The sequence below is a fragment of the Ferruginibacter sp. SUN002 genome, assembly GCF_050611725.1.
Classification (GTDB): domain Bacteria; phylum Bacteroidota; class Bacteroidia; order Chitinophagales; family Chitinophagaceae; genus Ferruginibacter.
The window spans coordinates 765,764-787,587 of record NZ_JBODJB010000001.1 but is presented as its reverse complement, the minus strand read 5'-3'; the positions used below and the strand labels follow the sequence as shown (position 1 = coordinate 787,587).

Annotated in this window: 22 protein-coding genes; 9 read left to right on the top strand and 13 right to left on the bottom strand. The window is 36.2% G+C overall.

Features of this window, described 5'->3' with window-relative positions; translation table 11 throughout:
• Positions 1 to 34: 34 nt before the first annotated feature.
• Together ACQ33O_RS03465 and ACQ33O_RS03460 are read right to left on the bottom strand one after the other, a co-directional pair.
• Entirely contained in the window at positions 35 to 730 is a 696-nt protein-coding gene (locus ACQ33O_RS03465) for an SGNH/GDSL hydrolase family protein (protein ID WP_430994165.1), read from the bottom strand.
• Between the two features lie 82 nt (positions 731 to 812).
• A complete protein-coding gene (locus tag ACQ33O_RS03460; RefSeq protein ID WP_430994164.1) occupies positions 813 to 1,163 on the bottom strand; it encodes a plastocyanin/azurin family copper-binding protein in 351 nt (116 codons plus the stop codon).
• Positions 1,164 to 1,305: 142 nt separating this feature from the next.
• Between ACQ33O_RS03460 and ACQ33O_RS03455 the strand changes: the two genes are divergently transcribed.
• On the top strand, positions 1,306 to 3,627 hold the full coding sequence (locus tag ACQ33O_RS03455) for an ATP-dependent helicase (RefSeq protein WP_430994163.1): 2,322 nt from the start codon (positions 1,306 to 1,308) through the stop codon (positions 3,625 to 3,627).
• 68 nt (positions 3,628 to 3,695) lie between these two features.
• On the opposite strand, the gene ACQ33O_RS03450 is transcribed toward ACQ33O_RS03455, so the two are convergent.
• Positions 3,696 to 4,685: a GlxA family transcriptional regulator gene (locus ACQ33O_RS03450; RefSeq protein WP_430994162.1), complete on the bottom strand. Its 990-nt coding sequence runs from the start codon at positions 4,683 to 4,685 to the stop codon at positions 3,696 to 3,698.
• Between the two features lie 125 nt (positions 4,686 to 4,810).
• Here ACQ33O_RS03450 and ACQ33O_RS03445 point away from each other — a divergent pair, with 125 nt between their 5' ends.
• From ACQ33O_RS03445 to ACQ33O_RS03435, 3 genes are read left to right on the top strand one after another with little or no spacing between them, the layout of a single operon-like run.
• Positions 4,811 to 5,290, top strand: a complete 480-nt coding sequence (locus tag ACQ33O_RS03445) for a DinB family protein (RefSeq protein ID WP_430994161.1) — start codon at positions 4,811 to 4,813, stop codon at positions 5,288 to 5,290.
• 19 nt (positions 5,291 to 5,309) lie between these two features.
• A complete protein-coding gene (locus ACQ33O_RS03440; protein ID WP_430994160.1) occupies positions 5,310 to 5,753 on the top strand; it encodes an SRPBCC family protein in 444 nt (147 codons plus the stop codon).
• Positions 5,754 to 5,792: 39 nt separating this feature from the next.
• Positions 5,793 to 6,311, top strand: a complete 519-nt coding sequence (locus ACQ33O_RS03435; protein WP_430994159.1) for a DinB family protein — start codon at positions 5,793 to 5,795, stop codon at positions 6,309 to 6,311.
• 61 nt (positions 6,312 to 6,372) lie between these two features.
• Here the strand turns inward: ACQ33O_RS03435 and ACQ33O_RS03430 are convergent, their stop codons facing one another.
• A complete protein-coding gene (locus ACQ33O_RS03430; RefSeq protein WP_430994158.1) occupies positions 6,373 to 7,173 on the bottom strand; it encodes a hypothetical protein in 801 nt (266 codons plus the stop codon).
• Between the two features lie 159 nt (positions 7,174 to 7,332).
• On the opposite strand from ACQ33O_RS03430, the gene ACQ33O_RS03425 reads away from it, so the two are divergent.
• The 4 genes from ACQ33O_RS03425 (at position 7,333) to ACQ33O_RS03410 (ending at position 9,734) form a co-directional block, all read left to right on the top strand.
• Complete coding sequence (locus ACQ33O_RS03425; RefSeq protein ID WP_430994157.1) at positions 7,333 to 7,932, top strand: NifU family protein; 600 nt, start codon at positions 7,333 to 7,335, stop codon at positions 7,930 to 7,932.
• Between the two features lie 86 nt (positions 7,933 to 8,018).
• Entirely contained in the window at positions 8,019 to 8,648 is a 630-nt protein-coding gene (gene pnuC, locus ACQ33O_RS03420; protein WP_430994156.1) for a nicotinamide riboside transporter PnuC, read from the top strand.
• The gene (locus ACQ33O_RS03415; RefSeq protein WP_430994155.1) at positions 8,645 to 9,196 is read left to right on the top strand and encodes a DNA-3-methyladenine glycosylase I; all 552 of its coding nucleotides are present in this window, start codon (positions 8,645 to 8,647) and stop codon (positions 9,194 to 9,196) included. The genes pnuC and ACQ33O_RS03415 overlap by 4 nt, the downstream gene beginning before the upstream one ends.
• Before the next feature lies 1 nt (position 9,197).
• Complete coding sequence (locus tag ACQ33O_RS03410) at positions 9,198 to 9,734, top strand: AAA family ATPase (RefSeq protein ID WP_430994154.1); 537 nt, start codon at positions 9,198 to 9,200, stop codon at positions 9,732 to 9,734.
• Here ACQ33O_RS03410 and corA read toward each other — a convergent pair whose 3' ends face one another.
• The 8 genes from corA to ACQ33O_RS03370 all read right to left on the bottom strand — a co-directional run bounded on the left by corA (position 9,735) and on the right by ACQ33O_RS03370 (position 20,416).
• The gene (gene corA, locus ACQ33O_RS03405; protein WP_430994153.1) at positions 9,735 to 10,826 is read right to left on the bottom strand and encodes a magnesium/cobalt transporter CorA; all 1,092 of its coding nucleotides are present in this window, start codon (positions 10,824 to 10,826) and stop codon (positions 9,735 to 9,737) included.
• Between the two features lie 70 nt (positions 10,827 to 10,896).
• Positions 10,897 to 14,652, bottom strand: coding sequence for an SNF2-related protein (locus tag ACQ33O_RS03400; RefSeq protein WP_430994152.1), 3,756 nt, complete (start codon positions 14,650 to 14,652; stop codon positions 10,897 to 10,899).
• A gap of 245 nt (positions 14,653 to 14,897) precedes the next feature.
• Positions 14,898 to 15,626 carry a 2-phosphosulfolactate phosphatase gene (locus ACQ33O_RS03395; RefSeq protein WP_430994151.1) on the bottom strand — a complete coding sequence of 243 codons (729 nt, stop codon included), beginning with the start codon at positions 15,624 to 15,626 and terminating at the stop codon, positions 14,898 to 14,900.
• A gap of 21 nt (positions 15,627 to 15,647) precedes the next feature.
• Positions 15,648 to 16,130, bottom strand: a complete 483-nt coding sequence (locus ACQ33O_RS03390) for an SRPBCC family protein (RefSeq protein WP_430994150.1) — start codon at positions 16,128 to 16,130, stop codon at positions 15,648 to 15,650.
• A complete protein-coding gene (locus tag ACQ33O_RS03385) occupies positions 16,130 to 16,666 on the bottom strand; it encodes a hypothetical protein (protein WP_430994149.1) in 537 nt (178 codons plus the stop codon). The genes ACQ33O_RS03390 and ACQ33O_RS03385 overlap by 1 nt, the downstream gene beginning before the upstream one ends.
• 7 nt (positions 16,667 to 16,673) lie before the next feature.
• Positions 16,674 to 17,759: a glycine cleavage system aminomethyltransferase GcvT gene (gene gcvT, locus ACQ33O_RS03380; RefSeq protein WP_430994148.1), complete on the bottom strand. Its 1,086-nt coding sequence runs from the start codon at positions 17,757 to 17,759 to the stop codon at positions 16,674 to 16,676.
• A gap of 97 nt (positions 17,760 to 17,856) precedes the next feature.
• Complete coding sequence (locus ACQ33O_RS03375) at positions 17,857 to 20,001, bottom strand: PspC domain-containing protein (RefSeq protein ID WP_430994147.1); 2,145 nt, start codon at positions 19,999 to 20,001, stop codon at positions 17,857 to 17,859.
• Positions 20,002 to 20,050: 49 nt separating this feature from the next.
• Positions 20,051 to 20,416, bottom strand: coding sequence for a PadR family transcriptional regulator (locus tag ACQ33O_RS03370; protein ID WP_430994146.1), 366 nt, complete (start codon positions 20,414 to 20,416; stop codon positions 20,051 to 20,053).
• Positions 20,417 to 20,707: 291 nt separating this feature from the next.
• Between ACQ33O_RS03370 and ACQ33O_RS03365 the strand changes: the two genes are divergently transcribed.
• Entirely contained in the window at positions 20,708 to 21,187 is a 480-nt protein-coding gene (locus ACQ33O_RS03365) for an SRPBCC family protein (RefSeq protein WP_430994145.1), read from the top strand.
• On the opposite strand, the gene ACQ33O_RS03360 is transcribed toward ACQ33O_RS03365, so the two are convergent.
• Entirely contained in the window at positions 21,184 to 21,822 is a 639-nt protein-coding gene (locus ACQ33O_RS03360) for a hypothetical protein (RefSeq protein ID WP_430994144.1), read from the bottom strand. The genes ACQ33O_RS03365 and ACQ33O_RS03360 overlap by 4 nt on opposite strands.
• Positions 21,823 to 21,824 lie beyond the last annotated feature (2 nt).

Genomic DNA, 21,824 nt, shown 5'->3' with positions numbered 1-21,824 from the left:
TTAGCAGCTAAAATGATACCAAAGAAAAAATGTATCAATTTTTTAATGCGTCTTTTATCATTGGAGCCAACCATATTGCCCATTTAGCATACTCTTTTCCCGAAGGATGTAAACCATCATAAGCAATCAGGCTGTCATCATTTTCTGCCAGCCGTGTTGATGACGTTATGTCCAGATAGGTTACTCCGGCTGCCAGTGTTATTTCTTTATTGATAACATTGAACGAATCTATCTCCGCTGCAATTTTTGAAATATTATAGCCATCTGCAAATGGCGTTACGCTGTAATCGGGTATTGAAAGGACTATTACCCTGTTTGTTTTATTTCCTGCAAATACTATTGATTTGTTCAATAGCGTTGTAAATTCTGTTCGATATTGATCCTGACTCAACCCTTGATATTGATTGTTTACACCTATTAACAGAGTAACTATATCGTAGCTAGATTTTAATGGTGGTTTACTATTAATCCTGTTCAATAAATTTGTGGTCGTCCAGCCCGTTTGGGCAATTATTTCGGAAGAAAATTTTATACTATCAGTGATCAATAAACGAACTGTTTGCACAGGAAATCTATCTTCTTCTAAAACTGATTGTCCAATAGTATACGAATCCCCGAGAGCAAGATATGACCTAATAGTGTCTTTAGGCTTTATCACAACAGTTGTATCCTCTGTAATAACAGGGGGAACGGCTGTATTTTCCTTTTCACAAGAAAATAACGCACTCATCAGGAATAAAGGTATAAAGCGGAACATGCTATACTAACGAAATAAAACACCCAAAGGTTCGCTTATAGTAAAACTCGATAGTTTATGGGTTTACTATTACAGTTGCAGTCATACTCGGATGGGCCGAACAGTGATATGCAAATGTACCTGCAGTATTAAATGTATGCGTAAAGACTCCTCCGGTGGATAAATTTCCAGAATCAAAACTTGTACCGTCGTCAGATGTTACCGTATGTGCCGAAGCACCAATATTTGTCCAGGTAATAGTAGTGCCCTTGGCAACGGTGATAGATGAAGAACTAAAAGCAAAATCCGTAATATTTATGGAATTTGTAGCACCGCCACCGCCTTCATTGTCCTTAGAGCATGCAATATTTGTTGTTATCAATACGATCAATAAAAACAAAATAGATAAAATACCGTTCTTTTTCATTTGGATTCATTTAATGTTACAACTCTAATTTAAGAAAGATTATGCATTTTTTTGTCACTACATTGTAAGATATAAAAAAGCTGTAGTTAAATTATTTCTTCACACATTACAACCTGAATTTCACTCTTCGTAACTTCGCCGAATGTTGAATTATTTAGATGAATTGAATGAGCCGCAAAAAGAAGCGGTATTACATAAAGACGGTCCAATTATCATTATTGCCGGTGCAGGAAGCGGCAAAACAAAAGTACTTACAACCCGTATTGCACATTTAATGGGGCATCATGGTATCGATGCTTTCAATATTCTGGCACTTACGTTTACCAACAAGGCTGCCAAAGAAATGAAGGAAAGGGTTGAAAAAGTTTTAGGAAATAGTGAAGCCAGAAATTTATACATCGGCACATTCCACAGTGTGTTTGCAAGAATATTAAGAGCAGAGGCAACTAAACTTGGTTACCCAAGTAACTTTACCATTTATGATACGGATGATGCAAAGAGTGTGATCAAAACGGTGATCAATGAATTAGAGCTGGATGATAAGCAATATAAACCTAACACGGTTTACAACAGAATTTCTGCAGCAAAGAATAGCCTTGTTGGTCCGGCAGAATATGCCAATGACTGGGCTATACAACAAGAAGATGCAAGAGCCAACCGTCCTGCAACAGCACGTATCTATGATGCATATGCAAAGCGTTGCTTTAAGAACGGTGCCATGGATTTTGATGACCTATTGTTCAAGATGTACATCTTACTAAAAAATTTCCCGGAGGCTTTATCAAAATATCAGAAGAAATTTAAATACATCATGGTGGATGAGTATCAGGATACAAATACCTCTCAGTATGAGATCATGAAACTCCTCGGAGCTATGCATGAAAATATTTGTGTTGTGGGTGATGATGCTCAAAGTATTTACAGCTTCCGTGGTGCTACCATCGAAAATATTTTACAATTTGAAAAAGATTATGAAGATGTAAAAGTGGTAAAACTGGAGCAGAACTACCGCAGCACAAAAAACATATTGAATGTTGCCAATGAGATCATTGGTAATAATAAAAATCAATTACCTAAAAAACTCTGGACCGATAGCGGCGAAGGCGATAAAATAAAATTAGTGCGTACGGCTACCGATAATGAGGAAGGGAAATTTGTTGCCGATACCATACAAGAAGAAAAATTACGCAATCATTATTTCAATAATGAGTTTGCTATTTTATACAGAACCAATGCACAAAGCCGGGCTTATGAAGAAAGTTTGCGTAGAATGAATATTGCTTACCGCATTTACGGTGGCTTATCTTTCTATCAACGAAAAGAGGTAAAAGATCTGATCGCTTATTTAAGAATTGTTGTAAACCCGAATGATGAAGAAGCGTTGAAACGTATCATCAATTACCCAACACGTGGTATTGGTAAAACAACCATAGAAAAAGCAATATTGATTGCCAACGATAATAATTATACATTGTGGCAGGTACTTGAAAGTGCCGCTATGCATGGGTTTAAAGGCGGTACATTAGAAGCTGTGAATGACTTTGTAACCATGATAAAAATGTTTCAAAGTGAGATGACAAAAAAGAATGCATATGACCTTGCATTTATAGTTGGTAAAAATTCGGGAGTGGTAAAAGAGTTATTCAATGATAAAACAACAGAAGGTTTAGCAAGATATGAGAATACACAGGAGCTACTAAACTCTATAAAAGAATTTACCGAAACACCAATGAATGAAGAAGATGGTGAGGTAGGTGATAAAAGTTTAGGCGGCTATTTACAACAGATCACTTTACTAACGGATGCGGATAACGATCCGGAAGGCACTGACTGTGTAAAGCTGATGACCATCCATGCGGCAAAAGGTCTGGAATTTAGTTGTGTGTTTGTAGGTGGGTTGGAAGAAACCTTGTTTCCAAATTCCATGAGCATTAATACAAGAGAAGAATTAGAAGAAGAAAGAAGATTGTTCTATGTTGCCATTACAAGAGCAAAGAAAAAACTATGGTTAACTTATGCCAATGCCCGTTATCGTTTTGGCCAGTTGCAACAAAATGAACCGAGCCGTTTTATTGAAGAAATGCCGGAAGAATATTTAGATAAAAGTTTTGCCGGCGGTGGTATCAGAAACCAATCAACCAACGGAGCAAGACAATGGGGTAATAATGCAGCCAATAATTATTGGGCACAACAAAAGCCAACTCAAAAAACAGAAAGCAGCCGACCTGCTTATTTGGTTCCGCCTAAACCAACTACAAAAGAACATACGCCTTCGGCGGATTTTGCACCCAGCGACACCAGCAACTTACAAGCCGGACAAAAAGTTGAACATCAAAAATTTGGGTTTGGCGAAGTGATGAAAATGGAAGGTGCTGCACATAATCCGATTGCTACAGTGCAATTTGAATTGAATGGCGAGAAAAAAATTATGTTGAATTATGCAAAGTTGAGGATTGTGGAGTAGGGAAAAAAGAAACTACAAGGGACGAACATGGGAAGTCAAATTTCCTTAATTGTTCCTTTAAGAAAACTCTAAACATAATAACCTGATTCCTTATAATACTTCCCTTTATATTCCAATGGCGACATGCCTGTAATTTTTCTAAAGACCTCTCTGAATGCCTTAACATCGGAGTAACCAACTTCATACATTACTTCATTGATCGTTTTTCTATTCGTTTCAAATGCTTTTTTGGCCGCTTCTATTTTCACTCGTTGCAAATATTCAACCGGTGTATTGCCGGTAGCTTTTATAAATCGGCGGTCAAAATTTCTCCTGCCTACATTGAATTTGGAGGATAGGTGTTCAACATTTATTTTCTCTGTAATATTTTTTTCTAAATAGATCTGCGCCTTTTGTACTATTTCATCATCGTGTTGTTTTTGTCCGGTAAAAATCGCAAACTCAGATTGCGTATTTCTGTCCATTTCTATTTGAAAAACCTTCGCACAAAAAATAGCCGTTTGTCTGTCAAAATATTTTTCTACTAAATAGATCATCAAGTTCAAAAAAGAATAAGCGCCGCCATTGGTATAAATTCCATTTTCATCTGTAATTAATTCATCAGCTTGTAGATTCACTTTTGGAAACATTGCTTTAAAATTTTCCGCAGCCGCCCAATGAGTAGAACAAGCTTTCCCGTCTACCAAGCCCGTTGCTGCAAGTAAAAATGCGCCGGTACAAATACTTGCAACTTCAGCACCATTCTTATATTGTTGTTCAATCCATTCAATCAGTAATTTATTAGCATTGACCGATTGCTTAAAATTGTGATTTAGTGAAGGAATAATAATGAGGTCGGTTTTTTTAATTTCTGAAATGTGCGTATGCGGCCTCACAACAAATAAGCCATCGTGATACTCAACCGATCTTGAAAGCCCCGCCAATTGTATGTTGAACATTTGCTTATGTCCGTTTTGCACCCAATAATTATTTGCCCTCATCATAATTTTATAAGCACCAACTATGCTGCTTAAGTTATTTCCTTCCCCCTTTGGAATAATTATAGTGAGATGTTTCATAATCAAAATTTTTGTAAAGGTATAAAACAAGCCTGTCCAAATCAACCCGTTATAATGTCCATTTTACACCCTTTTAAGTTATTTTTTAGACAATACATTTGTAGCATTAAATCAAACTTGTAAAAATGACAACAACAGAAACAATTATTAAAATGATTTTTGATAGATGGAATGGAGCCCTAAAAAACTGGGACAATTTATTGAATTCATTATCAGACGAAGCGCTTCAAAATGAAATTGCCCCGGGCAAAAACAGAGGCGTTTATTTATTGGGGCACCTCATTGCTGTACATGATGATATGATGATATTATTGGGTATGGGAGAAAAAATGTATCCCGAGTTAAACGAACCATTCATAAAATCGGCCGACAAAGTTGTAACAGAAATTCCGTCTACGGCTGAACTAAGGCTTATGTGGGTCAATCAATGTGAAATACTGAAACAAAAATTCAATGGCCTGAATGCTGAGTATTGGTTTGAAAAACACACAGCTGTTTCTGCCGAAGATTTTGCTAAGGAGCCACATCGTAATAAACTAAACATCATCCTTACCAGAACCACACATTTAACCTATCACACAGGACAACTGGCTTTGCTTAAATAATCTTCTAAAAACAATTGAAATGGCAACAATAAGTTTTACAACGGCTTTTTTTGTAGATCAATCTCCTGAGAAAGTTTTCAATGCCATCAATAATGTGAGCGACTGGTGGCAGGGGGCAATAAAAGGGAATTCAAAAAAAGTTAATGATGAGTTTGAATATCGTATGCTGGACATACATTACTCAAAACAGAAAGTGACGGAAATGATTCCGAATGAAAGAGTAGTATGGTTAGTTACAGAAAGTAATCTGAGTTCTTTTAAAGACAATGAGGAGTGGAACGGAACAAAAATAATTTTTGAAATAACGGAGATAAATAATAAAACTCAATTGCGTTTCACACATATTGGATTGGTTCCTGCATTTGAATGTTATGGCGATTGTTCAAATGCATGGGAACAACTTGTACAACAAAGTTTATATAGTTTGATAACTACGGGTAAAGGCACAAATGTTTTTGGATAGAAAAAACTATATCCCTCTTTGGTTGAAAATAAAAACACAATGACACAACAAACGCTGAACGCAAACAAAATTTTATTGGCAGTAGCTGATGCTGTAGCTGAACTTTCAGAATTAATGTCGGCAGTTAATGAGAGTAAAGTGAACACAATTCCATATGAAGGTAGTTGGACTGCAGCTCAATTGCTTCGCCATGTTACAAAATCTATTGATGGAATGACAATGGCGATGAACAAGGATGCAACACCTGCCGAAAGAGATCCCGAAGAAAAAGCAGCACAATTAAAAAAAATATTTCTGGATTTTTCCAGAAAATTGACCCCACCGGAATTTATTATTCCCGAAGAAGGAGTGTACGAAAAACAGACTTCAATTAATGAATTAAATACGTCGTTTGATCGTTTTCGGGAAAGTGCCAGCGATGTAAACTTATATGGTTTGATAGAAGGCGTCCCACTTAGTCCTATTACAAAACTGGAGATCATTCATTTCGTTTTATATCACACCCAACGGCATTTGAATCAAATGAAAAATATTTGTGAGGCGTTAAAAAATAAATAAGGCATCTCAACAAAAAAAGGACCGGCAATCCGGTCCTTTTAAATAATAGTTCATCTCAATTTTACAATGGCTTACAATAATTCAACATCAACTCCACATTGCCAAACACCAGCTCTTTACCATCGGCTTTGTAAATAGGTAAATACCATTTGTACGTTCCGGCTTCTACCTGCATACCGGTTTTGTAAACAGTAATGGTACATGGCAGCTCTTCTGTCTTTTCCTTTTCATAAACAGTGATCTCTCCTTTCAAAGTTGTTTCATCTACTTTGGTTTTTATCTTAAGGTATTTAATAAGCTTTGTCGGTGGTTTTACCTCACCGGGTTTTGCTTGTCTTCTGTACACCCCCCAGTCGCCTATTAAATTAGCCGGATCATATTCCGTTACAGTTTTAAAAGTATCAATGGCAACAGTAAGATTACCCACTTGTTCAAACCAAAAATGATCTACTTTTTGAAATGTGTGAACGAACTTATCATCATCATCCAACACTATTTCTTTTTCGCTTACCGATTTGATAATATAAAAATCTGCCGCAGCTAATAAAGTATTATCAACATCAATATCAGCCTCTCCCTTTACATTGGGTTTATTTCCCTCCCTGGTATCTACCTTATTGCCATCGGTAAAGTGCAAATAGATGGTATCTTTTATTACGGCCGATTTCCCTTTTTTGGTTGTACGGCTAACTTCCTGCCATTTCCCTTGAAATTGGTCTAAAGTATATGCGGCTTCTCCTTTGCTTCCGGGTTTGTCTCCTCTTGTCAGCGGTTCGGTTCCCTTACGTATAACCTTTTGAGCATCAGCAAAAAATACGGTAAATAGCAAAAAAATAGATGAGAATAGGAATTTTTGTTTCATTGTCGAATATTTAGTCATCTAAATTTACACCTAATAGTTGAAAAAGCATAGCTATTGGGTTGCATAAGGGTCTTAAAACTATTGTAAAAAAGGTCTTTTCGCTTTTAGTAAATGATTCTGTTCGGTTTATTGTTAATTTTGTACCATAAACAGTGAGTTATGATAAAAACAGGAAATACAATCATTAGTATCTATACAGAAATGACCCCTAATCCGGAAACAATGAAGTTTGTAGCCAACAAATTATTGTACCCGGGTAAAAGCATCGATTTTGCAGATGAAGCAAGTGCTACCCCATCACCATTAGCGCAGGAATTATTTACTTTCCCTTTTATAAGATCGGTTTTTATAGCAAGTAATTTTATTACACTTACAAAAACAAGTGAAGCGGATAACTGGGATGATGTGATCCCTACCATCAAACAATTTTTAAAAGAATATTTGGAAGAAGGCAAACCGGTAGTAAATGATGAAGCGGTAGCGGCCATGAAACAGGAAAGCAGCAACGAAGTAACTGCCGATGACGATGATGTGGTTAAACGTATTAAAGAGTTACTGGAAAATTATGTAAAGCCTGCGGTTGAAATGGACGGCGGTGCAATACAATTTAAAAGTTATGAAGATGGTAAAGTGAATTTGATGTTGCAGGGAAGTTGCAGTGGTTGCCCTTCTTCAATGATCACCTTAAAAGCGGGTATTGAAGGTATGATGAAAAGAATGATACCCGAAGTAACTGAAGTTGTTGCTGAAGCAGAATAAAATACCCCTAGCCCCCTAAAGGAGGAATAAGAATTCACAATATTTTAAACATCTCAATGAGATGTTTTTTTATTTAATTTAGATAGATGACCTTTCCCGAAATATGCCAACAGCTGATCGACGGTATAAAAAATACACATTGGTTGGAGTTTACAGCGGTAATATTTGGTATCGTCAGTGTAATTTTTTCCAGAATGGAAAACATTTGGGTCTATCCAACCGGATTGGTAAACACTGTCCTTTACACATATATGTGCTATGCATGGTGGAACCTGAAGGGTGAAGCCAGTTTGAATTTCTATTACACTGTGATGAGTGTTTATGGCTGGTGGATGTGGAGCCGACAAAAAAAAGGATCGTCCGAAAAAGAGATACATATTACTGCCTCTAATAAAAAAGAGTGGTCGATGGCCATTGGCTTCTTTTTGATCTGCTGGCTAATACTATTTTTTGTGCTGAAAAATTATACAAGCAGCAATGTGCCGATTGCAGATTCATTTGCATCGGCGTCGGCATATACGGCTATGTGGTTAATGGCAAAAAAGAAATTAGAGAACTGGACCTGGTGGATCATTACAAATGTTGCTTCGATACCTCTGTATTTTTATAAGCATGCTGTATTTACTAGTTTTCAATATTTGATTTTTCTAATATTGGCAGTGATGGGTTATATTACCTGGAGAAATAAAATAAAAAATAATTTAAAAAAATTATGAGTTACTGCACCGCAATGAAATATATGAAGCCTGATGATCTGGTACTTCATAAAATATATCATGATACTCAATATGGTTTTCCTATTGAAGAAGACAATGAATTGTTTTGCAGATTGATATTAGAGATCAATCAAGCTGGTTTAAGCTGGACAACCATTTTAAAGAAACAGGAAACCTTCAGAAAAGCTTATCACAATTTTGATATTAAAAAAGTAGCGTCGTATAAAGAAAAAGACATTCAACGTTTATTGAACGACGCAGGAATCATCAGAAACAAACTCAAAGTGAATGCTGCTATTGAAAACGCTAAAACGATCATAGGTTTACAAAAAGAATTCGGTTCTTTTAAAAACTGGTTGGCACATCATCATCCAAAAACAAAAGATGAGTGGACAAAGCTATTCAAAAGAACCTTTCGCTTTACCGGTGGCGAAATTGTGAATGAATTTTTGATGAGTGCAGGTTATCTTCCCGGCGCACATGATGAAAATTGTCCGGTACACAAAAAAGTATTGAAAGCAAAACCACTTTGGAACAATAAGAAATAGTATGTCGAAAAAAATTGTTGTTATAGGTCCGGAATCTACAGGCAAAAGTACACTGGCTGAACAATTGGCAGCTCATTATAAAACAGAATGGGTAAAGGAATATGCTCGTGAGTATTTATTGAAAAACGGAACGGATTACAGTTTTGAAAATTTATTGGATATTGCTAAAGGGCAGATCGCCGGAGAGGAAGCGGCTATTACCCATAGACCATTGACCATAGACCATGGACAGCCTCTTTTTATAGATACAGACCTCTACGTCATGAAAGTATGGTGTGAATTTGTTTTTGAAAAATGCCACCACTGGATATTGAACAGAATTGTTGAAAGAAAATACGATTTGTATTTATTGTGTAATGTTGATCTTCCCTGGGTTAAGGATGAATTAAGAGAATATCCTGATCTGGAGAACAGATTAAAACTATATCATCATTATAGGGATATTATGATCAATCAAAACATACCCTGGATCGACATTTCTGGCAATTATGAAGAACGTTTACAAACAGCAATTGCTGCGGTTGATAAGATCATTTAACTAAAACCAACCTCTCCTTTTAAAAACACCATACATCCAGATCGGTATTACCAACATTAAACCGGCAGCTATATAAAATCCATATTGATGATGTATATAAGGCAGTTTATCGAAATTCATTCCGAATATACCACCAATAACGGTTGCCGGTGCTAGTAAACAAGTTACAACGGCCATTACCTTCATCACTTCATTCGTTTTTAAATTCACATAGCTAAGATATAGATCCTGTAAGTTCATCATCATATCACGATAATTTTCTGCCAGATCATTTGCCTGTACTATATGGTCATACACATCTTTAAAATATTTTTCGGTTCTTTCATCTACCAGTTCATTTTCACTTCTTAAAACTCCACTTATTAATTCTCTCACCGGCGCAATACTTCTTTTCAATACGATCATTTCTTTACGTAAAATATTTATTTTAGCCAGACTTCTTGTATTGGCATTTCTGATGATGTCTTCTTCCAATGCTTCGATCTTTTCCCCGAATTTTTCCATCACTACAAAATAATTATCTACAATATGATCGATCAAAGAATAAAACAAAAAATCGGCTTTACTATTACGGACCTTACTTGCACCGAATTTTAATTTTTCTCTCAAAGGGTTGAACACATCTCTGGCTGCATCTTCCTGAAAACTGATCACAAAATTCTTTCCTAAAACAATGCTAATTTGTTCGCTTTCAACAGCCGAGTCGTTTACGTTGAAATAAAGCATATTCAACACACAGAAAAGTAAACCCTCCATATCATCCATCTTCGGCCTTTGTCCAACACTTAAAATGTCTTCAATGATCAAATTATGAATTCCATAGTGATTACATATAGCTTCAACATCAGCCTTTCGCAATCCATCAACATTTATCCACGTAACTTTTGGAGAATCTATAAATGCATAACAATCCGTTGCCTTATCAAGCTCATTTACAGTAATGCCAGAGGCATCAAAATCGTACACAAATATTTTTATTTGTTCCGGTTCTTTTCGTGTAGCCGGTATAGTAGGATTAACCTGCAATACTTTTTTTGTACGCAGCAGTTCAAACGGGTTAAGTATATAAGAGAAGTAATTTCTTTTGTTCATAAAATGAAAAAAGAAAATTACACATTATTATTGAAAGAAATGCGAAATGAAATGTGTATGTATAATATATTTAACTGAACAAGTACTCAACATCTGCTTTACTCAATGCTTTTACAAAGCTTGTATCATCAGATATGAGCTCGCTGGCTAGTTTACGTTTACGTTCCTGCAATTGCAATATCTTATCTTCAATAGTATCGATACAGATCATACGGTAGGCAAAAATATTTTTCGTTTGACCAATACGGTGTGTACGATCGATGGCCTGTTGCTCTACAGCCGGATTCCACCATGGGTCAACAATATACACGTAATCAGCAGCAGTTAAGTTAAGCCCTACACCACCCGCTTTGAGTGAAATTAAGAATACACGACATTCATCATTATTCTGGAAATTCTCAATGGCCTTTTGTCGGTCGGTACTGCTTGTACTACCATCAAAATATTCAAACGGTATATTTTGTTCTTTTAGTTTTTCTCTGATCAACCCTAGCATGCCTAAAAATTGAGAGAAGATCAACGCCTTATGTTCGCCGATGTTTTCTGAAATTTCTCTTGCCAGTTCATCCAACTTGATCGAGTTGTTCGGATATTTTTCTTCTTCATTCAATATTGCCGGGCTATCACATATCTGACGCAATTTCATCAACCCTTGTAAAATGGTCAATTGTGATTTGTCAATGCCTTGTTCATCAATGGTACCAAGTATCTTATCTCTATAGCTGTTTCGATATGCATCGTATATCTTACGTTGTTCTTTTTCCATTTCGCAAAACAAAATGGTCTCGGTTTTTTCCGGAAGATCTTTTGCAACCTGTTCTTTCGTTCTTCTTAAAATAAACGGATATAAAAGTTTACGTAAATGCTCTTTCTGATCTTGTTCGCCGAATTTATCAATAGGTGTGGCAAATTCATTTCTGAAGAATTCCATGCTGCCCAATAAGCCCGGGTTAAGGAAATTCATTTGTGCAAAAACATCAAAGGTGTTATTCTGTAATGGTGTACCGCTCATGCATAAACGATTTTTTGCAGTAAGCAAGCAGGCTGCTTTTGTAACTTTTGATGCCGGATTTTTAATTGCCTGGCTTTCATCAAGAATTACATAATCATATAAAATTTTGAGCAATACGTGAATATCACTACGCAATGTGCCATAGGTTGTGATCACCACATTTACTTTTTGCAATTCATCCACATCTCTTGTACGCATGCTACCATGGTGAATTTTCCATGTAAGATCAGGAGCAAATTTCTTTATCTCATTTTCCCAGTTGTATATCAAAGTTGTAGGACAAACAACAATGGCTCTTAATTCTCCTGTTGTAGTTTTGTAATGCTGCAACATACTAAGCGCCTGAATGGTTTTACCCAAACCCATATCATCTGCAAGAATACCACCCCAACCCACATCATTCAAATAGTTTAACCACTGAAAACCTGCTGTTTGATAAGGCCTTAATATCGGCTGTAAGTTAGCCGGAGCCTCAATTTCAGGTATTTGTTTAAACTCTCTCAGGCGCTCAAACTTTTCATCCAGCTCAAAGCTTAACTCGTTTGCATTTTTATTTTCGTACAGCTCATCAATTACACTCATGTGGTATTTCGATAACCGAAGTTTATCGCTTTTACCATCACCAACTTTAAATAGTAACGAATAACGCTGTAACCATTCATCGGGAAGAATACCCAGTGTACCGTCTCCCAGTTGCACAAAAGATTGTTTTGCCGTTATTGCTTTTTTAATATCGGCAATGCCTACACGCTGTCCTTCAAAATCTATTTCCACTTTAGCATCAAACCAATCTAAACCGCTGCTTACATGAATATGTGTTGAAGGGCGGGCTGTATTGAATTTAAAATTCTTCAATGCATCAAAACCAAAAACAGGGATTTTCATTTCCTTCATGGCATCTACAAACAAGAAGAACCAGTTATTGCGAAGTATATCTGCCCCTTTAAGAACAAGACCCTCGCCTTCCGGCGATGGAATAAATTGTGAGTGAAGGGAAGACAATTTATCTATGAACTGTTGTTCTGCTTCTTTGTTGCGATGAACAATCAATATTTTATCTCCATCGGGAATGGTGATGGTTTCTTTATCCGACGCTTTTGTTTCAAAGCCTTTATAAGTAAATATCGGTTGAAACACAAGATAGTCGCCCTTTTCCTGCAACAATAATTTTGTTTCAGGCTCGCCGCTTTTTATTTCCTTAACCAAAGATTTATCAAACTCAACCTTGTATTCTTTCGTCAACGGCATGATCAGCTTTTGCATCTGGCTTGCCCAGTTTTCTTTGCTAAGTTTGATATTACCGCCTTTAATAAATTTTTCCGCCTGCAAAACATCTTCTACTCTTTGCCACAGGTAAAAAGTATGATTGTATAAAAACAAAATACTATTACTGCATTCATTATCTGTAATGGGCTGTGTGGCGCCGTTCACATTAAATCTTCCTATCAGTTCAAAATGGCCATTTTTGGCAGCGATTTTAAATTGCGGCGCTATGAAACTGTCACTTAGTTCTGCCTCAACTAAATTCTCTGTGGTGAACGATTTTTTTTCAGGTAGATAAAAAATAAAATTATTGGCCGCTTGTTCCTGAAATATTTTTTTCAGTTTAGGATGTAGATATTCGGCGATCAGCGATTTTGTTTCTTCCGGCAATTCATCTCCATCAGTATGAATGATGTTTTCCCATATACCACTAAAAGGAGAGTTTCTATTCAGGTATTTATTTATTTCAGATGCCTGTAGTTTGCGTATCTGCTGCAAAAGCATCTTGTCATCTTCACTATACGATTCGGTATCAACATATTTTGTGAGATCCAGTTTTTCAACCTTGGTCACATATTTTTTTCCTGCATCATCAGTATCTCCCTGTATAGCGTCAATATTGAAATACGGATATACTGTGGCGTTAAAGTTAAATACCAATCCGAGTTTTTTTGCAGCAACGGCAGGTTGTGCAGTTTCTGTTACTACCGGCTCCGCTGCCACCCTGGTGTACGATGGCTGGCTTGTTGTAACAGGTGCAGCCACTCTTTTTATCGAAGTGTCCAGCACTTTCAGGAACGGTTTTCCTTCTTTATAAATAAATTCAAATTTTCCGGTAAGGTCATCTTCTAAACTATAGCCATATATCTGCAATAATTTATTTTTATCCTTATCCCAATTTCTAATAGAATCAAAATAGTACGGACCAAAATCATTCAGCAATTGCAAAAACAAAATTGTTTTATGTACGCACAACGGATGATCTGTTGCATCGCATTTGCAAGATGTATCAAAATTTCGTTCGTCATTTTTTTGAATAACCAGCGGAAAAGTATCTCCATCTAATTCAAGTGTTGCTTCCACACGTTCGTTAGCCGCTGAAGTTATTACAGCTTTATCGGTATGCAAAATTTTTTCCGCATCATTAAAAACCGCTATGGACGCTAACAAACGCATTACCTTCACATCAATGAACTTCATCTTTGCAATGGTGTGTCGTTGATTGTATTCAATGCGATTTCCATTGAGCATATTCTTATCGATCAGTTCCTGCAATTGCAATAATGCCGCTGCTTCGTGACGACATATATCGCCAAGATTATAAGGACAAGTACATCTTAACGACAAAGATTTTGCATCGCTATATTTCTGCACATTTACTTTATAGTAAGTATTATAAGTGTCGTCCTTTACGCGGAAAGCAACGGAGTTCAACAGTTCGTCATGATCTGCCATCTCAACATAACCAGAAGAGAGTATTTTTTTTCCTCTTCGAATTACTTCATCAGAGCCGGTATTATAAACGTATTTGATAAGATGCGATAAAGCCAAGCGATGTACGATTTAAGAGTTACGATGTACGATTTTTTGCCTTTTTGTGAAATTGTTCTATTCGGAAAAAGGCAATTTGCAAAAGTAACGTAAAATAAGTGAGGGAAGAACAGTAAATGGAAACTTTGTGGAAAAATGAAAGGTTTTTCAACAGTAGGATTTCTAAATTTTGAGCCTCAAGGGATAAGCATGCAAATCCGAATCTCTTTGTTTCTACCTTGAAGCTTGTGGCCAACCCCTCCTTGTTAGCTAAATTTTGACAACAGCTTCCCGTCTTCATACACCACCAGAACATCCGCTGAATCAGGTGTCAAGCAAAATCGAATATCATCGATCAAACCAAAACGATCCACAAGACGGTGATAGTGGGTAAGTTTGGGTGCAAAACCCATTAGGTCGTGTTTATTTTGTTCGTATAAAATATCGGCCATCAACGAACTATCGCAATGAATGGTAAAATTTTCTTTGATTCGATTGATCACAGCTCCTGCGAATAAAGTGTCTTCAATATTGAAACGGTCTTTCCAGCCGGCACAACCGAGCACAACATTTTTATTTTGTGCTAATAGGTAATTGCATACAGATGAAAGATTTGGAAACGAACCTGTAATGATCGTATCTGCATTATTATCCAATGCCATTTGCAGCAATTTTGTACCATTCGTTGTAGTAAGCACCAATGTTTTACCACCAATGAACTCTTTGCTATATTCTAAAGGAGAGTTGCCATGTTGTAAGCCTTCCGCAATTTGTCCATCTCGTTCTCCGGCAGCAATGGCACGTATTTTTTTACTGATGTCGATCGCTTTTGCAACTTCATCTACAGGGATGATGCATTTGGCGCCGTTCTTTAAAACAGCCGCTATTGTGGAGGTGGCTCTGAATACATCTATAATAACAACAATGCTGTTACTCAATTGATATTGATGCAACAATGCAGGAGAAATGCAGGTATGTAAGGTAGGTTTTTGCAAAATTTATTTTTTGTAAAAGTATTAATTATAATAATTTAAAAATGCTTGCCATTTTTGAGTTTCGGCATACTCTTTAATTACATTATTTCTTTTTATTAAAAGCGCTTCCAAATATCTTTTCAAATATAACTGATTGAATAATTGTCCGATAACACCATAAGGGCTTTCAAACTCAATCAAGTCGATTATGATCGTTCCATTGTCCACTTGCTTAAAATGATGCTCATGCTTGTACGACTTAAAATCTCCTTTCTCCATTTCATCAGTGAAAGATTCATTCAATTTCATTGAAGAGATCTTAGAAGTAAAAAATCTTGTTTTAAAAAGATGTTTTGCTTTCCAGGTCACTTTTTCTCCTTCATTGATCAAGCCAGACATCCTTCCTGCCACGGCTTCTTCCTTTGTATCTGCAGTAGATATTTTATGTAGATTGATACTTCGACTGAGGTCAAAGACCCTTTCTACGGGGGCTGCAATAAAGGTGGTGAGGTGAATGGTTGACATTATTTCTTTCCCAGCTTATATTTTTTGTAGAGTAAAGGAATATATTTTTTTACATCAGCAAGAAATTCTTTTTCTGCATTTGCTTCATCGCCATCAAAGCGGTTATGGCCAAGAGAGCTTTCGTCAATTTTTCTCCCTGCATTAAACCAATACCTTCCATCAAACCCCATAACAATGGCTCTGTAATTTATTTCGCCGGTTGAATCATTATATTCAAACATGTTTTCAATGTCGTGAACAAAAATTAATTTATCCTTATCCAAATAAAATTCATCAACAAAGAAACCATAAGAAACTCCAATCCATCTGACAATTTTGACAAGCCTATTATCTTTAAAATAACCCGTTACACTGCCGCCTCCATCACTGCCGTTTTCCATAAACTGTAACTGATCTAAAGAAATTGTTTTATAGTTTTTCTCTTTATTAATAGCTTCAACCTTAAGCCTGATCGAGTTCTTTACAGAATCTTTTCTTTGAGCAAACAAAGTTGTGCTAATCAAAAGAAGAAGACATAATAATGCAGATCTTTTCATAAAAGAATTATACAAAAGGAACTTTCACCACCTTCGCTTTTAATAGTGTATTACGGATCGGAATATAAATTTCGGTATCAACTGCAGCATATTTCGTAGCTACATAACCCATTCCTATTGGTTTTCCGAGTGTTGGAGACTGTGTTCCGGATGTTACTTTACCAATAATATTTCCTTCAAAATCTTTAATCTCATGATCATGACGGGCAATGCCTCTTTCTAATAATTCGAATCCAATTAATTTTTTTTCTACCCCTTTTGCTTTTTGTTTTTCGAAAAAGGCTTTGTTGGTAAAATCTTTATTGAACTTGGTGATCCAACCTAAACCTGCTTCTAATGGTGATGTGGTGTCGTCAATATCATTACCATATAAACAGAATCCTTTTTCTAAACGAAGCGTATCTCTTGCACCGAGGCCAATTGGTTTAATACCTGCTGTTGCACCAGCTTCAAAGATTGCATCCCATACTTTATCTGCAGCTCCAGCTGTATCTTCAAAATAAATTTCCACGCCGCCGGTGCCGGTATAACCTGTAGCGCTGATCAACACATTATCAACACCTGCAAATGTACCTTTGGTAAAAGTGTAATAAGTTAAGTTTAGAATATCCTTATCCGTTAGTTGTTGTAATATTTTGCAGGCATTCGGACCTTGTATTGCTAGTAAACAGGTTTTATCGCTGATATTGTGCATCTCTACATCTTTGTCGTTATGCTTAACGATCCAGTTCCAGTCTTTTTCAATATTACTTGCGTTTACAACCAACATGTATGCTTTGTTCTCTTCCAGACAATACACCAATAGATCATCTACAATGCCGCCTGTATCGTTGGGTAAACAGCTATACTGAATTTTGCCTGCCGTTAATTTAGAAGCATCATTACTTGTAACCCTTTGGATAAGATCCAACGCATTTTCTCCCTTCAAAATAAATTCTCCCATATGGCTCACATCGAATACACCTGCATTATTGCGTACTGCAGCATGTTCGTCGTTGATACCGCTGTAGCTGATGGGCATATTGTATCCTGCAAACTCGGCCATTTTGGCGCCTAATGCAATGTGTTTGTGGGTGAAAGGGGTATTTTTCATTCATTTTTCAATTGTTCACAAATGTAAAATAAAAATGCCTTACCATTACAGTAAGACATTTTCTTGTTTCAACTTCAACACAACTTTTGAAACAACTTTACATCAGTGAATTAATTATTGGTAAGCCAATGGGTGATGAATACGCACTTGGCTGGCTTCCCCCTTTTATGATCTTCTCTTTTTCCTTTGCTTGCTTTTTATCTATTTCAGCGTTCATTGAATCTTTTTCAATTTGTTGTCTTCTTTCCAAAGAATCTAGTTTTCTTGCTTTAACGTCTTGTTGTCTTTCTATATTAATCTTGAATCCTTCGCCGTCGATATTGATATTGATATCATCGTCTTCCAGATGCCTGTCCCTGCTTCTGCTTTCTTTTGCAGGTATTCCATCTAATGTGTACAAGCCATCTGCTTTCATGATATAATCAACATTGGTTTCCCAGCCTCTTTCTTCATTTCCCCAATAATCTTCCCAATCGTTATGATGATCTTCGACAAAACTTATTGTTCCTTCCGATGTCCTATCCCAGATAGATTGGTTAATCCTAATTTTTTTACCCACCGGCACCGAAACTGTTATTGTAACACGCTGGTTTCTGAATTTGTTTTTTCTGTTGATCGGAATACCTATCGGCATTCTTATAATGCTGTCTGTTTGTGCAACACTATAACCAATCAATGATGCTGTGGCTTCCGCTTCCCTGATGTTTCTACCATCTGCTTGTTTTATAATCGATAAATGAAAACTATCATTCGGCGATTTAATAATTCTGAAGTGTACATTGTTAATATAAACTGTATCCTCATCTGTAACACTTGTAAAAGCGGAGAATCTTAAAAATCGATTTTTGTGATTCTTTAAAATTATATCGTCGGGGGCCGTAAACTCCATACTGCCAACTTGTGGATTCGATAAGGCAATTTCCTTTTCTACAATATTGTTTGTTGTTTTAAAATCTTTGGTTAAGGACGCACCTAAAAATGCAACCGATACCCAACCTATGATCCAAAGACTGATGAATGCAAATGTTATTACTTTACTACCACGTTTTACTTTGGCCAATCTTCTAATGATCCAGGTAATTACACCGATAACGGGAACCGAAATAAAGAATATCAACGTACCCCATGCATAAGCTGTTTGCCAACCGTCTCTTAATAAATATTCTTTCAACAGTGGAAATATTCCCATTGCAAATATTGCCAATGCAAATAAAGCGGCTACTAAAACAAATCCTACGCAACCAATAATAAAATATGCAAATGCTTTTACAAGAAACACAATCACATCACCAAATGAACGTCCTCTTTTTCTTGCTACCGCACTCATTTCTGCTCCCATTGCTTTTCCTTTTTCTTCTACACGGCCTTGCAGATCTTTCATTTCTTCCATCACAGAATTTTTAATACTATTCAGATCTACTTTCTCACCTTTCATTTCCAGTTTTTCTGCAGTGGTGGTTGCTTCAGGTATTACCAACCATAAAATAATGTATACAATTAAAGCTCCCGGACTAAAACTTAAACTTAAAAAATTAGGAAAATTCATAAAACCCCAGTCTCCCATTCTGAATGCAAAAGATAAGAACGGTAACAAGAAGAATATTCTTGGTACCCACGCACTGATACCGAAATAATTACCGATACCACTACAAACACCTGCAATGAATTTATCGTCCGTATCTCTAAACAGTTTTTTACGTACACCACCAATTTCATTTGTTGCAGTACTAGGCACCGCTAACCATAAAATAAGATACGCTACTAGTCCCGTACCGCCTGCAATGGCCAGAATAACGAAAATGATACGAACAATAATAGCATCGATACCGAAATAATTAGCAATACCTGAAGATACACCACCAATTACTTTATTGTTCTCGTTTCTATATAAGCGTTTGTGCGTACCTGTTGTATTGGTATTTGTACTTTGTGAAGATTGCTGAGCTGTAGGTTCAACGATTGGTGAAGCGGTTTCTTCCGACTCCTCAAAATCTTCCGGTCTTCCCATACTTCTGATAATTGCATTTACATCATCATCTGTAATACAGGTTGCGCCTTTCTTGATCCTTTCCTGAAAAAGTTCACCAATGCGACTTTCAATGTCATTGATGATCTCTTCTTTTCCTTCTTCATTGGAAAAATACCTACCAAGACTATCGGTATACTTTTTCAGTATATCAAATGCAGATACTTCAATCGGAACAACCTGTCCGTGAAAGTTTATGTTTATTACTTGTTTCATGATCAAAAATTTTTGTTTCTTTAGTTGGGTCCACTATAGCCAACTGTATTTATTGTGGATTGTTGAAGTTGTCGTTTGTGTGTTGTTGTTCTGCTTCGGAAAGTTTTTGAACCGCATTGGCCAGTTCATTCCAGGTTGCTTCAAGTTCTTTATAAAATGCGGCACCTTTTTCCGTAAGAGAAAAATATTTTCTTGGCGGACCACTATTACTTTCTACCCAACGGTAGGTTAAAAATTCTGCGTTCTTTAAACGTGTTAAAAGTGGGTACAGGGTACCTTCAAAAATATTCAGGTTGGCCGACTTCATTTTGTCAATTATATCCGAAGGGTAGGCTTCGCCTTGTTTGATTACCGAAAGAATGCAAAACTCCAGAACTCCTTTCCGCATCTGACTTGCTGTGTTATCAATATTCATGGCTTCTTTTTTAAATATTTCAGGAAGTAATTACCGTCTCTTACTCCCTTTCTAACACAAAGATAATAAAATTTTAGTACTATGCAACACAAAGTACCAATTATTTTTTAGTAGTGTTTAGTAAATATGATAGCTTTTTGCCCTATATTCCTTTACTGATCTAACTTTCGGCCGATTGAACGTATTAAAAAAAAATAAATCGAGTTTGACAAATGGTAAATATTAACAGTTAAGTGGAAAATTTATTGGCCCTAGAAAAATATAATCGTTGCCTAAAACGTACTTTCAGGTATGGAAAATAGCTACCAGTACACTTTTGTTACTATTTGGAAGGTTAGGGCCTCCTTACAGGAAGTGTGGCATTTGATGTATGATCAGGAAAAATGGCCGGAATGGTGGAAAGGTGTTGTTAAGGCCGAAACACTTAGAGAGGGTGATAAAAATGATCTTGGAAAGAAAATGCGTTTTACCTGGAAAAGCTTTCTACCATATGAACTAACTTTTGATGTGGAGTCTATTAACGTACAAGCTCCTTTTGTAATGGAGGGTATTGCCTTTGGTGAATTAGAGGGTGAAGGTTGTTGGAATTTTAAGGAAGAAGACGGAGTTACAACTTTACAATACAATTGGAACGTGAACACTACAAAAAAATGGATGAACAATTTAGCCCCTGTTTTAAAGCCGCTCTTTAAATGGAATCATGATGTTGTAATGCGTTGGGGCGCCAAGGGTTTGGCAAAAAAATTAAATGCAGAATTGATTCTAAGTTAATTTTCACCTTGCACCGGATCTATTATTTCTATTCTTTTGAGTTTTTCTGACGTGTATCCGTAGCCGTTTTCTATGCAATTCTTATTTGTATTGCCAAAAACTTCAAATGTTTTTTTAATAGTATCCCCTATATATATTACAGGCGCATTTGCATATATCTCATTCTTTCTACTGCCCGTCAAAATAAATTTTTCAGTTGATACCCAAATGGCCTCATCTATCCAACTGCTATATGTACTGAAAAACAATATCCTGTTCCAGTATTTAGTTTTCTTGTTACACAAATAAATAACCTGATCAATATCTCTCGTTGGAAAATATTGATCTCCTTCTTTTTTTAGATTAAGTTGGTAGCTGTAAATATCTATAAAACTGCTGCTATCTTTTGAATAAGTGAGTATCGGTTTATAAATATCTAAAAAAGGCTTTAATGTTTTGAATTTTAAAGGTTGGTTGTTTTCAAAACGAACAACACTATCCTCTCTTTTAAATTCCGAAAGATTAAAATTTTCAAATGATGCTGTCCATTTCTCAAGATCTGTATCAAACCATTTTTTATATGTATCAAGTTTTGTTTCCTGACCAAAAACAATATGAACACTAAAGGTCAGTACAATAAAGAATGTGCATTTCATTT